General features: G+C 66.0%; 13 protein-coding genes. 12 read left to right on the top strand and 1 reads right to left on the bottom strand.

The window, feature by feature from the left end; translation table 11 throughout:
* The first annotated feature begins 127 nt into the window (after positions 1-127).
* The 9 genes from rpoE to recO all read left to right on the top strand — a co-directional run bounded on the left by rpoE (position 128) and on the right by recO (position 9,145).
* Positions 128-748, top strand: a complete 621-nt coding sequence (gene rpoE, locus AC06DU_RS06475; protein ID WP_016903799.1) for an RNA polymerase sigma factor RpoE — start codon at positions 128-130, stop codon at positions 746-748.
* Positions 745-1,635, top strand: coding sequence for a sigma-E factor negative regulatory protein (locus tag AC06DU_RS06480; protein ID WP_478203842.1), 891 nt, complete (start codon positions 745-747; stop codon positions 1,633-1,635). The genes rpoE and AC06DU_RS06480 overlap by 4 nt, the downstream gene beginning before the upstream one ends.
* Before the next feature lie 109 nt (positions 1,636-1,744).
* Positions 1,745-3,325: a DegQ family serine endoprotease gene (locus AC06DU_RS06485; RefSeq protein WP_478203844.1), complete on the top strand. Its 1,581-nt coding sequence runs from the start codon at positions 1,745-1,747 to the stop codon at positions 3,323-3,325.
* A gap of 188 nt (positions 3,326-3,513) precedes the next feature.
* The gene (gene lepA, locus AC06DU_RS06490; RefSeq protein ID WP_024938035.1) at positions 3,514-5,304 is read left to right on the top strand and encodes a translation elongation factor 4; all 1,791 of its coding nucleotides are present in this window, start codon (positions 3,514-3,516) and stop codon (positions 5,302-5,304) included.
* Positions 5,305-5,408: 104 nt separating this feature from the next.
* The gene (gene lepB / locus AC06DU_RS06495) at positions 5,409-6,209 is read left to right on the top strand and encodes a signal peptidase I (protein WP_011036465.1); all 801 of its coding nucleotides are present in this window, start codon (positions 5,409-5,411) and stop codon (positions 6,207-6,209) included.
* Positions 6,209-6,616, top strand: coding sequence for a DUF4845 domain-containing protein (locus AC06DU_RS06500; protein ID WP_411862790.1), 408 nt, complete (start codon positions 6,209-6,211; stop codon positions 6,614-6,616). Before lepB ends, AC06DU_RS06500 begins: the two co-directional genes overlap by 1 nt.
* Positions 6,606-7,286, top strand: coding sequence for a ribonuclease III (gene rnc / locus AC06DU_RS06505; protein ID WP_039511552.1), 681 nt, complete (start codon positions 6,606-6,608; stop codon positions 7,284-7,286). Before AC06DU_RS06500 ends, rnc begins: the two co-directional genes overlap by 11 nt.
* Positions 7,283-8,182, top strand: a complete 900-nt coding sequence (gene era / locus AC06DU_RS06510) for a GTPase Era (RefSeq protein ID WP_024938032.1) — start codon at positions 7,283-7,285, stop codon at positions 8,180-8,182. The genes rnc and era overlap by 4 nt, the downstream gene beginning before the upstream one ends.
* Positions 8,183-8,422: 240 nt before the next feature.
* Complete coding sequence (recO, locus tag AC06DU_RS06515; protein WP_065046536.1) at positions 8,423-9,145, top strand: DNA repair protein RecO; 723 nt, start codon at positions 8,423-8,425, stop codon at positions 9,143-9,145.
* A 149-nt stretch (positions 9,146-9,294) separates the two neighbouring features.
* On the opposite strand, the gene AC06DU_RS06520 is transcribed toward recO, so the two are convergent.
* Positions 9,295-10,017, bottom strand: coding sequence for a response regulator (locus tag AC06DU_RS06520; protein WP_046342105.1), 723 nt, complete (start codon positions 10,015-10,017; stop codon positions 9,295-9,297).
* A gap of 157 nt (positions 10,018-10,174) precedes the next feature.
* Here AC06DU_RS06520 and rlmD point away from each other — a divergent pair, with 157 nt between their 5' ends.
* From rlmD to AC06DU_RS06535, 3 genes are all read left to right on the top strand, one after another.
* Positions 10,175-11,509, top strand: a complete 1,335-nt coding sequence (rlmD, locus tag AC06DU_RS06525; RefSeq protein WP_478203845.1) for a 23S rRNA (uracil(1939)-C(5))-methyltransferase RlmD — start codon at positions 10,175-10,177, stop codon at positions 11,507-11,509.
* Between the two features lie 101 nt (positions 11,510-11,610).
* Entirely contained in the window at positions 11,611-12,108 is a 498-nt protein-coding gene (locus AC06DU_RS06530) for a CYTH domain-containing protein (RefSeq protein ID WP_478203847.1), read from the top strand.
* A gap of 143 nt (positions 12,109-12,251) precedes the next feature.
* A complete protein-coding gene (locus AC06DU_RS06535) occupies positions 12,252-12,935 on the top strand; it encodes a DsbA family oxidoreductase (RefSeq protein ID WP_065031836.1) in 684 nt (227 codons plus the stop codon).
* Positions 12,936-12,939 lie beyond the last annotated feature (4 nt).

Genomic DNA, 12,939 nt, shown 5'->3' on the forward strand with positions numbered 1-12,939 from the left:
GCGTCGCCAGTGGCGCATCGGTGCAGCTAGTCTGATGCGTGACGATCATACGGATCGGTATGAACTTTTCTTTTCAATGGTTGTCTCATTGCCCGACTTCGGTGGGCTGACAGGAGTGCGGCCCGACATGGCCGAAGTCGATACACCTCAGGAGCTGGACCTGGAACTGGTCCGGCGCGTGCAGCGCGGCGAGAGCGCAGCGTTCGATGTGCTGGTGCGCAAATACCAGCACCGCATCGTTGCGTTGATCGGGCGCTACATCGCCGACTGGAGCGAGTGCCAGGACGTGGCCCAGGATACGTTTGTACGCGCCTACCGCGCGATCAACAGTTTCCGCGGCGACTCGCAGTTCTATACCTGGTTGCACCGCATTGCCGTCAACACTGCCAAGAACCATCTGGTTGCGCACAACCGCCGCCCGCCCACCGACGATATCGAGATCAGCGATGCCGAACAGTTCGATGGTGCCACCCGCCTGCGCGATACCGACACCCCGGAGCGCGAATTGATGCGACAGGAGCTGGAACAAACGGTGATGCGTGCGGTCCAAGCCCTGCCGGAAGAACTTCGGTCGGCCATCACCCTGCGCGAGGTGGAAGGGCTGAGCTACGACGAAATCGCGCGAAAGATGGATTGCCCGATCGGAACGGTGCGCTCGCGCATCTTCCGGGCGCGCGAGGCCATCGACATCGAGCTGCGGCCTCTGTTGGAGACCGAAAGCGCTACCCGTGAGCGACACCGTGTATGAGCCATAACCCTGCCATGTCCACCACCGACAAGTTCGAGCGTCACTACCGCCAGCAGCTGTCTGCGCTGGTGGATGGCGAATTGAGCGCCGACGAGTCGCGCTTCCTGCTGCGCCGCCTGGCCCACGACGAAGACCTGGCCGGCTGCCACGAGCGTTGGCAGCTGTGCGGCGATGTGCTGCGCGGTGCGGCCAGCGCGCCGGCACCGCTGGATTTTGCCGCGCGCGTGCGCAGCGCCATCGCCGATGAGCCGGTGCCGCAGGCGCAGCCGGCCACGCGTCCGGCCACGCGCTGGCGCTGGGGTGGTGGCGCAGCGATTGCGGCATCGGTCGCGGCGATTGCCCTGTTCATGGCGCGCGAGCGCCTGCCCGAGAGCGTATCGCCGGCCGAGCAGGTCCCGGTGTTCGCCACCACAGCGCAGCTACCGGCGGCTAAGCAGGCCCTCGCCACGCCCGCAGCGCCGAAGGCTCCGGCCGAGCCCGGCCCGGCCGCTCCCGATGAGGTGGCCGCGCTGGCCGCAGCGGTGCCGGCCGCCGCGCTGGCGTCCACGCGGCGTGGCGCGGCCACACGCAACCAGCAGGTCGCCCGCAGCGTCGCTTCGCGTCAGCAGCAGGCGCCAACCCGCATGCTGGCGTCCGCTGCTCCCGCTGCGACGACGGCCACGGCCGGTGCGGCGGCGCCATCGAATCCGTTCACACATCCAGATACCACTTTGCAGGCACGCCCATGGCCGCGTGCGGCGCTGTCCGGTGCCGGCGAAAGTCCGCTCAATGCCAGCTTCCGCCAAGGCGGACAGGGCACCGCGTTCTATCCGTTCGAGCCTGCGCCGCAGGGTGTTGCCAGCCCTGCGCCCAACCGGCCGCTGCCGGTGCAGCCGCCGCAGGATTGATGCCGCCGCCGATCTTCATCCGTTCGGCGCCCTCCCTCCCGTTATCGTGCCGGACCCCTGCAGTGGCAGGGGCTTTGGCCCCTGTCGCCCTGCCATCGGAGGCAACCTGATGAACCACCGCATTCGCACCCAGATGTTCGGCCTGATCGCCATGACCCTGCCGCTGGCCGCCTGCGCGCAGCAGTCCGCGCCCGCGGCCAAGGATGTTGCCCCGATTGCCGCCAACCGCAGCGCCATCCCGGCTCCGCAGCTGGTGAGCGGCTTGCCGGACTTCACCAATCTGGTCGAGCAGGTCGGCCCGGGTGTGGTCAATATCGAAACCACCATCACCCGCAAGGACGCCATGGCGCGCCAGCGGCGTGGTGGTCCGGGTGGGCAGGACGGCGGCGCGATGCCCGGCGACGAGCAGATGCCGGAATTCTTCCGCCGCTTCTTCGGGCCGGATTTCCAGATGCCGGGCGGGCCGCGCCAGGGGCCGGGCCAGGGCGGCGATGACGATGGCGGCATCGCCGGCAAGTCGATGGGCTCGGGCTTCATCATTTCCGCCGACGGCTATGTGCTGACCAACCACCATGTGGTCGATGGCGCCAGCGAGGTCACCGTCAAGCTGACCGACCGCCGCGAGTTCAAGGCCAAGGTGGTCGGCAGCGACGAGCAGTTCGACGTGGCGCTGCTCAAGATCGAGGCCAAGGGCCTGCCGACGGTGCGCCTGGGCGATTCCAACACGCTCAAGCCGGGCCAGTGGGTGGTGGCGATCGGCTCGCCGTTCGGCCTGGACCACTCGGTCACCGCCGGCATCGTCAGTGCCACCGGGCGCAGCAATCCGTATGCGGATCAGCGCTACGTGCCGTTCATCCAGACCGACGTGGCGATCAACCAGGGCAACTCAGGCGGCCCCTTGCTCAACACGCGCGGCGAGGTGGTCGGCATCAATTCGCAGATCTTCTCCGCCTCGGGCGGCTACATGGGGATCAGTTTTGCGATCCCGATCGACCTGGCCTTCAGCGCTGCCGAGCAGATCAAGGCCACCGGCCATGTGAGCCGCGGCATGCTGGGCGTGGCGGTCGGCCCGATCGACTCGCTCAAGGCACAGGGCCTGGGCCTGCCGGATACGCGCGGCGCGCTGGTCAACGACATTCCGCCCGGCAGCCCTGCCGCCAAGGCCGGGATCGAGGTGGGCGATGTGATCCGCGCCGTCAACGGCAAGCCGATCGATGTCGCCAGCGATTTGCCGCCGATGATCGGGCTGATGGCGCCGGGCACCAAGGTCAACCTGGACGTGTTGCGCGATGGCAAGCCGCGCAAGGTGGCGGTTACCCTGACGACGCTGGACAACCCCGCCGGCAACGCCGCCCCGCGTACCGCGGCCGACGACGCCAAGCCCAGCGCCCCGGCCAGCGTGGAGCTGCTCGGCCTGCAGGTCGCCGATCTCACCGCTGCCGAGCGCAGCCGCCTGGGCCTGGAGGCCGGCGAGGGCGTGCGCATCGCCGCGGTGACCGGCGCGGCCGCACGCAGCACCCAACCGCCGCTGTCGCCGGGCCTGGTCATCGCCCGCGTCGGCCGCACCAAGGTCGGCAGCGTCGCCGACCTCAACCGCGCCCTGTCCAGCTACAAGAAGGGCGACGTGGTCATGCTGCTGGTCACCGACGGCAAGGCGACCAGCTATGTGGCCCTGAAGGCCGGCGGCTAACGGAGGGAATGGAGAATCGGGAATCGGGAATGGCAAGAGCGGCTCCGCGAGGCGATAGCCCGCCTGGCTTTTGCGATTCCCGAATCCCGATTCCCCAATCCCCGGCCCCAAAGGGGCCGACCGTGCGATAATGCTGCGTTACCCTGACGACGGCACCGCCGGCGCCCACCTCAATGTCCTCTGATTCAATGCGGAATATCCGCAACTTCTCCATCATTGCCCACGTCGACCACGGTAAATCCACCCTGGCCGACCGGATCATTCAGCTGTGCGGCGGCCTGCAGGCGCGCGAGATGGAGGCCCAGGTCCTGGACTCCAACCCGATCGAGCGCGAACGCGGCATCACCATCAAGGCGCAGTCGGTGTCCTTGCCGTATACGGCCAAGGACGGGCAGGTCTACCACCTGAACTTCATCGACACCCCCGGGCATGTGGACTTCTCCTACGAAGTCAGCCGCTCGCTGGCCGCGTGCGAAGGTGCGCTGTTGGTGGTGGATGCGGCCCAGGGCGTGGAAGCGCAGTCGGTCGCCAACTGCTACACCGCGGTGGAGCAGGGCCTGGAAGTGGTGCCGGTGCTCAACAAGATCGACCTGCCGACCGCCGACATCGAGCGGGCCAAGGCCGAGATCGAAGCGGTGATCGGCATCGACGCCGAAGACGCGGTGGCGGTCAGCGCCAAGACCGGTCTGAACATCGATCTGGTGCTGGAAGCGATCGTGCAGCGGATTCCGCCGCCCAAGCCGCGCGACACCGACAAGCTGCAGGCGCTGATCATCGACTCCTGGTTCGACAACTACCTGGGCGTGGTGTCGCTGGTGCGCGTGATGCAGGGCGAGATCAAGCCGGGCAGCAAAATCCTGGTGATGTCCACCGGCCGCACCCATCTGGTCGACAAGGTCGGCGTGTTCACGCCCAAGCGCAAGGAGCTCGCCGCGCTGGGCGCCGGCGAAGTGGGCTGGATCAACGCCTCGATCAAGGACGTGCATGGCGCACCGGTCGGCGACACGCTGACCCTGGCGGCCGACCCGGCGCCGCATGCGCTGCCCGGTTTCCAGGAAATGCAGCCGCGCGTGTTCGCCGGCCTGTTTCCGGTTGATGCCGAGGATTACCCGGATCTGCGCGAGGCGCTGGACAAGCTGCGCCTGAACGATGCGGCGCTGCGCTTCGAGCCGGAAAGCTCCGAAGCGATGGGCTTCGGCTTCCGCTGCGGCTTCCTGGGCATGCTGCACATGGAGATCGTGCAGGAGCGGCTGGAGCGCGAGTACAACCTCAACCTGATCTCGACCGCGCCGACCGTGGTCTACGAGGTGCTCAAGACCGACGGCAGCATCATCCCGATGGACAATCCATCCAAGCTGCCGCCGCTCAACAACGTGGAAGAGATCCGCGAGCCGATCATCCGCGCCAACATCCTCACCCCGCCCGATTACGTCGGCAACATCATCACCTTGTGCGAAGAAAAGCGCGGCACCCAGATCGGCATCAACTACCTGGGCAGCCAGGTGCAGATCAGCTACGAGTTGCCGATGGCCGAAGTGGTGCTGGATTTCTTCGACAAGCTCAAGTCGGTCTCGCGCGGTTACGCCTCGCTGGATTACCACTTCCTGCGTTTCGATGCCGGCCCGTTCGTGCGCGTGGATACGCTGATCAATGGCGACAAGGTCGATGCGCTGTCGATCATCGTGCACCGCAGCTACGCCGACCGGCGCGGCCGCGAACTGTGCGAAAAGATGAAGGACCTGATCCCGCGGCAGATGTTCGACGTGGCGATCCAGGCCGCCGTGGGCTCGCAAATCATCTCGCGCTCCACGGTCAAGGCGATGCGCAAGAACGTGTTGGCCAAGTGCTATGGTGGCGACGTTTCGCGCAAGAAGAAGCTGCTCGAAAAGCAAAAAGAAGGCAAGAAGCGCATGAAGCAGGTCGGCCGCGTGGAGATTCCGCAGGAAGCCTTCCTGGCTGTCTTGCAGATGGATAAGTAGCTGGGAATGGTAAATCGGGAATCGGGAATCGTAAGAGCGCAAGCGCTCCTGCTGTTCCGATTCCCCATTCTCGATTCTCGATTCCCTTTCCGAAAGGAACATCAATGAAATGGTTTGAAATCGCCCTGGTTGTGTTGACGCTGGGCACCGGCTTCATCTGGCTGCTGGACAAGCTGTTCCTGGCCAAGCGCCGCGCGGCACGCGCCGGTCTGCTGGACAGCGAGCCGGCCATCATCGACTACTCGCGCGCCTTCTTTCCGGTGCTGGCGGTGGTGTTGATCCTGCGCAGCTTCGTGGCCGAGCCGTACAAGATTCCGTCCAGTTCGATGATGCCCAATCTGCTGATCGGCGATTTCATCCTGGTCAACAAGTTCGCTTACGGGTTCCGTCTGCCGATCACCAATACCAAGTTCATCCCGACCGGCGAGCCCAAGCGTGGCGACGTGGTGGTATTCAAGCCGCCGCATGCGCCGGACCAGAACTGGATCAAGCGCGTGGTGGGTCTGCCGGGCGACAAGATCGGCTTCCACGGCGATACGCTGTACATCAACGACAAGCCGATGCGCTACACGGTCAAGGGCGAATACATCGGCAAGGGCAAGGGCGCCGAGATGACCGGCACCACCTTGCTGGTCGAGGATTTGCCGGGCCGCACCCACACGGTGCTGGAGTGGGTCGATCGCAACATGCCGGCCGGGCAGGGCGACTGGACCGTGCCGGCGGACAGCTATTTCGTGATGGGGGATAATCGCGACAACAGCGAAGACAGCCGGTTCTGGACCCAGACGCACTTCCTGCCGGAAGCCAACCTGCGCGGCAAGGCGTTCCTGATCTGGCTCAATTGCGAAGGGTGGTTCTGCAAGGGGAGTTTCGATCCTTCGCGGATCGGGACCGGAATCCAGTAATGCACGCACGGCGTGCCGGGGGAAGCACAATGAAGCGCAAGCAAGGCGGTATGACGTTGACGTCGTTCGTGGTGGTGCTGGCGGTGGTGGGGTTCGCGCTGTATATCGGAATGAAGCTGTTTCCGATGTACCAGGAATACTACGCAGTGCGTACGTCGATGAAGGGCCTGGCCAACGAAGGCGGCAGTGCCGACATGGATCCATCCAAGCTGCAGGACATGCTGTTCAAGCGTCTTGATATCAATGCATCCGAAAGCGTCAAGCGTGAGAACGTCAAGTTCGAACGCATCGAAGGTGGCTGGCGCATGAAGGTCAACTACGAAGTACGTCGTGAGCTGGTCGGCAATCTCGACGTGGTCGGCAAGTTCGATACCACACAGGATCTGACGAGGCGTGGTGGCGAATAGGACTTTCCAGCGCGGCGATCCGATCGGGCATGCGTTTGCCGATCCGGGATTGCTCGCCCAGGCGCTGCGGCACCGCAGCGCCGGGACACCGCATAACGAACGACTGGAATTTCTCGGCGACGGCATCGTCAACCTGCTGGTCGCCGAGGCGCTGTATCAGCGCTGGCCCAAGGCCGACGAAGGTGCATTGACCCGCGCGCGTGCCGAACTTGTACGCGAAGGGGCACTGGCAGTGATCGGCCGCACCCTCAATCTGGGCGAGCGGCTGACGCTGGGGCCGGGCGAGCTGAAATCCGGCGGTCATCGACGCGATTCGATCCTGGCCGACGCGGTCGAGGCCATCGTCGCGGCGATCTATCTGGACTGCGGTTTCGAACGCTGCCGCGCGGTGGTGCTGCCGTGGTTCGAGCCCTCGCTGGCGGCGCTGCCGGTGGGCAAGGCGGAAAAAGACCCCAAGACCCGGCTGCAGGAATGGCTGCAGGCGCGGCAGCTGCCATTGCCCACTTACGCGCTGATCAGCGAAAGCGGCGACGAACATGCCAAGCAGTTCCATGTCGCCTGCATCCTGGAACAGCCCGTCGCCCGCGCCGAAGGCCAGGGCAGCTCGCGTCGCCTCGCCGAGCAACAGGCGGCCACCCTTGTCATCGCACAACTGGATTCCAACACGTGAGCGAAACCTCTTCCCCCCACCGTAGCGGCAGCGTTGCGGTGATCGGCCGGCCCAATGTCGGCAAGTCCACCCTGACCAATGCCCTGGTCGGCGCCAAGGTCAGCATCGTGTCCAACCGGCCGCAGACCACGCGCCATCGGTTGCTGGGCATTGCCACCTTTCCCGAAGGGCAGCTGGTGCTGGTCGACACGCCCGGACTGCATCGCGAGCAGAAGCGCGCAATGAACCGGGTGATGAACCGCGCCGCGCGCGGCTCGCTGGAAGGCGTGGACGCGGCGGTGCTGGTGATCGAAGCCGGCCGCTGGGACGACGAAGACACCCTGGCCTTCAAGGTCCTGAGCGACGCCGGAGTGCCGGTGGTGCTGGTGGTCAACAAGGTCGATCGGCTCAAGGACAAGACCGCATTGTTTCCGTTCCTGGCCCAGGTCAGCGAGGGGCGCACGTTCGCTGCGGTGCATCCGGTGTCCGCGCTCAAGCGCAAGGGCCTGGAGGCGCTGGTCGGCGACCTGCTCAAGCTAGTGCCGGAGGCCGAAGCGATGTTCGGCGAGGACGAGATCACCGACCGCAGCCAACGTTTTCTGGCCGGGGAACTGGTGCGTGAGCAGTTGATGCGTCAGCTCGGCGAAGAACTGCCGTATGCCACCACGGTGGAGATCGAACGCTTTGCCGAAGATGGCGCGCTGCTGCGCATCGGCGCGGTGATCTGGGTCGAACGCGAAGGTCAGAAGGCGATCGTGATCGGCAAGGGCGGTACCCGCCTGAAGGACATCGGCGGCAAGGCGCGCCTGCAGATGGAGCGCCTGTTCGGTGCCAAGGTATTCCTGGAGACCTGGGTGCGCGTGCGCGAAGGCTGGTCGGACGACGAAGCGGCATTGAAGGCGTTCGGATACGAGTGAGGCCCTGGCTGGCGCCAGTGCCAGTGCCGTGCTGACAGCCTGTCGATGCGGTCGCCGGCACCGGCACGGACATGGGGCTGCGATGCAAGCGATGTCCCGATGCACCGGATCGCGCCTGGCCATTGCGGCGGCTGCCGTCGACGGCTGCGACCAGCTGCGCTGCCGGCAGCGGCTCACGGCGGTCATCGCTGCTGGCCGCTCTTGTGTCCTGCAATCGCGCCCCCTGCCGCATAACAGACCATGCTGATCGAACACGAACGCGGTTTCATCCTGCATGTGCGGGCCTGGCGCGAGACCAGCCTGCTGGTGGAAGTGCTGACCGAGCAGCATGGCCGGGTCGGGCTGTTGGCGCGTGGGGTGCACGGGCCTCGCAAGCAGGCCTTGCGGGCCGCGCTGCAGCCACTGCAGTTGATCCAGTTCACTGCGGTGCAACGCGGCGAACTGGCCCAGCTGCGTCAGGCCGAAGCGTTGGATACCGCCCCCCGCCTGGCGGGCGAATCCATGCTGGCCGGCTTCTACATCAGTGAACTGCTGCTGCGCCTGGCGCCGCGCAACGACCCGGTGCCAGAGTTGTTCGATTGCTATGCGCAGGCGCGTGCGCATCTGGCATCCGGCCTGCCGCTGGCCTGGGGGCTGCGCCAGTTCGAGCGCGATGTGCTCGAAGGCCTGGGCTTTGCGTTCGATCTGCAGCACGACCGCGACGGTCAGCCGATCGACCCGGCGGCGCGTTACCGGCTCGATCCGCAGGAGGGCGCGCTGCGCGTACTGAGCGAGGCGATGGCGCAGGACCGGCGCGACACCGTCACCGGTGCGGCGCTGCTGGCATTGGGCCAGGACGTCATGCCGGCGGCCGACGACATGCCGGGCCTGCGTCGCAGCATGCGGGGCGTGCTGCTGCATCACCTGAGTGGACGCGGGCTGAAATCCTGGGAGATGCTCGAGGATCTGGCGCGGCGGCGTTGAGGGTCGCAAGGCAGGTCTACCAGTCTTGCGAGCAGTCGCCGGATGCGCGTTGAACTCCATGCGGAACCATCGTCATGCATGGTGCTCAATGTCACCAGTTCCGATCGCCAACGCTGCGCCGGGCCCAGGGACAGCGCTGCAGTCCTCCTTCAGTGCAGCAGTGCAGCCACCGCCGCATGGAACTGGGTCTGCGCCGTGCTGGAATGCGGGTCGCCACGCAGCAGGCGCACTGCGCCGGCAAGCCGTGCCGCGCCGACAAAACCGCAGCTGGCCTGCAGCCGATGCAGATGGCTGCGCAGTGCCTGATCGTCGCTGACCTGCAAGGCCGAATCCACCGCGTCGCGGGTGCCCGGCAACTCGGCCAGGAACAATTCGCGCAGCGCGTTGAGATGGTGTTGCTGACCATTGAGCGCGCTGAGCGCGGCCGCCTCGTCCCAATCGCTGGCGGCGATGTCGACCACGCCCACCGGCGCCACGCTGTAGCGGCCGCGCGCCAGCCCACGACGCACCGCCTGCAGCAGGCGCTCGGAGGTCAGCGGCTTCACCAGCAATTCCAGAAAACCATCGGACTGCAGGCTGCGTTGCATGGCCGTGGTGGTGTCTGCGGTATGGGCCAGTGCAGGCACGTCCGGGTGCAGCAGGCGAAGTGCGCGCAGCAGGCCGCTGCCGGTGCCATCGGGAAGATTGACGTCGATCAGCCACAGGTCGTGGCGACGCGCGCGCGCACGGTCCAGTGCCGACGACAGCGAGTCTGCACAATCCACATGGGCGGGAAGACCTTCCAGCACCGCCTGCAGAAAGCCACGGCTGATCGGGTCGTCCTCTACCAGCAAGAGGCGTGGTTGGGGTTCCTGGCGTGTCGCCATGTTCATGCTGCCTCCTTGTCAGCGATGCCGCGTCCTAGCAGCCGCGTGCAGCGGAAGTGTGCCTGTGTTTGCGGGGCACGACAATTGTTCCACCGCGCGAAGCGGCCGGGATCGGTCGCATCTGCGACAATACGCACCCTTTTTGCCCGCAGCTCGTCGCCACGTGGCCAGAACCCGAAACCGCTTCGACCGTACTCCGTTCCAGACCGCGATCACCGACCTCAGCCACGACGGGCGCGGTGTGGCCCGCCGCGATGGCGAGGGCGGCAAGGTCACCTTCATCAGTGGCGCCTTGCCCGGTGAGCTGGTGCGGGCCGAACCCACCGCGCGCAGCCGGCATTTCGACGAGGCCAGGACGGTGGAGGTGCTGGAGGCATCGCCGCAGCGGGTGACCCCGCGCTGCCCGCATTTTGGCGTCTGCGCCGGCTGCGTGCTGCAGCATCTGGAAGAGTCGCAGCAGATCGTGGCCAAGCAGCGCGTGCTGATGGACAACCTGGAGCGCATCGGCCACGTCACACCACAGGCGGTGCTGCCGGCCCTGGTCGGCGATACCTGGGGCTATCGGCGCAAGGGCCGCTTTTCGGTCCGTCGCGTCGAAAAAAAGGACAAGACCCTGGTCGGCTTTCGCGAGCTGGATCCGCGCTTCGTGGCCGATCTGTCGGTCTGCTACACGGTGATCCCGCAGATCGGCGAGAAGATTCCGCAGCTGGCGGCGCTGGTCGAAGGCCTGGACGGCAAGCGCGATATCCCGCAGATCGAATTCATTGCCGGCGACGAGGCGGTGGTGTTGACCATCCGCCATCTGCAGCCGCTCAGCGAGCGCGACCTGCAGGTGCTGACCGCATTCGCGCAGGCGCACGGCTTTGCGATCTTCCTGCAGCCCGGTGGCGTGGAGAGCGTGCATCCGCTATGGCCGCAGGAGGTGCCGCTGTCGTTCCGCCTGCCGCAGTGGGATGTGGAGCTGGCGTTCCGGCCGCTGGATTTCATCCAGGTCAACGCCTCGCTCAACCAGAAGATGATCGCGCATGCGCTGGCGCTGCTCGACGCCGGGCCGGACGACCGCGTGCTGGACCTGTTCTGCGGGCTGGGCAATTTCACCCTGCCGCTGGCGCGCGGTGTGCGCGAAGTGGTCGGCGTGGAGGGCGATGCCGGGCTGGTGGCACGCGCCCGGGACAACGCGCAGCGCAACGGTCTGACCAATGCGCAGTTCCATGCGGCCGACCTGACCCAGGACCAGCGCAACGCGGCGTGGATGCGGCAGGGCTTCGACAAGCTGCTGCTGGACCCACCGCGCTCGGGCGCGCTTGAAGTGTTGCAGCAGCTGCCGCTGAAAAAATTCGAGCGCATCGTCTATGTGAGCTGCCACCCCGGCTCGCTGGCGCGCGACGCCGGCTACCTGGTCAACGAGCAGGGCTTCACGCTCAAGGCCGCTGGCGCGATGGACATGTTTCCGCATACCGCGCATGTGGAGAGCATCGCGGTGTTCGAGAGGCGGTGAATCGGCAATAGTGAATCGGGAATCGTAGAGGCGGTTCGCCGTATGCTGTTGCGATTCCCGATTCCCGATTCCCGATTCCCGATTCCCGATTCCCGATTCCCATGCCCATCGAAATCGAACGCAAATTCCTGGTCACCGGCGAGGGCTGGCGCAGTGCCGCGCATGCGGTGATCCCGATGGCGCAGGGCTATATCAACGACCAGGAGGCGCTGCGCAGCGGTGCGCAGAACGCGTCGGTACGGGTGCGCATCCAGGGCGAGGGCGCGTTTCTCAATCTGAAATCGCGTGAGGTGGGGCATACCCGGCAGGAGTTCGAATATCCGATTCCGGTGGTCGAGGCGCGTGCGCTGCTGGCGCTGTGTGTCGGCGGTCTGATCGACAAGCGCCGGCACCTGGTCCAGTACCAGGGGCATGTGTGGGAAGTGGACGAATTCCTCGGCGACAACGCCGGGCTGGTGGTGGCCGAGATCGAACTCGGCGATGCCGAGGAGGCCTTCGCCAAACCCGACTGGATCGGCGCCGAAGTCACCGACGATGTGCGCTATTACAACCTGGCCCTGGCCTCGCACCCGTTCAAGCACTGGAGCGGGGATTTGTAGGGCGGGATTCGGGATTCGGGATTCGTAAAAGCTAACGCGATGCGTCGGAGTTGGGGCTGATTGCGTTGCGCCCCCCCAGTCCCTGCCTTGGTATTGGGTTTATGCTTTGCGAGTCCCCAATGATGAATTTCCACTCCCCGCCCATGCGCATCGATATCTGGTCTGACGTGGTCTGCCCCTGGTGCTGGATCGGCAAGCGCCGTTTCGAGCAGGCGGTGGCCGCACTCGGTGCGCAGGCACCGGCGCTGGACATCCATTACCACGCCTTCCAGCTGGACCCCGATGCTGGCCTGGAGCCGACCCCGCTGCGTGATGCGCTGGCGCAAAAGTTCGGCGGTGCTGCGCGCGTGGAGCAGATGCTGGCGCAGACCCAGGCCACTGCGCGCGCCGAAGGCCTGCCGTTCGATTTCGGGCGTGGACAGGTGCAGGTCAGCACATTGCGCGCGCATCGGCTGATCTGGCTGGCCAGCCGCGAGGGCGATGTCCAGGCTGTGATCGAAGCCTTGTTCCATGCGCATTTTGCCGAAGGCCAAGACGTCGGCGCGACCGCAACACTGGTGACTGCCGGGGCCGCCGGCGGTCTGGACGAGGCCCGCGTGCGCGCGTTGCTGGACTCCGACGAAGGCGTCGTTGCCGTGCAAGCGCAACTGGCGCAGGCCGCTGCGCTGGGAATCCGTGCGGTGCCCAGTTTCGTCATCGATGGACGCAGCCTGATCCAGGGCGCGCAGCCGCCGGAGAGCTTTGCGCAGGCACTGTTGCAGCTGGCCGCCGAATCGGCGCCGATCGGCGGTCCCGATGCCTGCGGGCCGGACGGCTGCGCGGTGTGAACGG

It is taken from the genome of Xanthomonas sp. NCPPB 3200 (genome assembly GCF_056393585.1).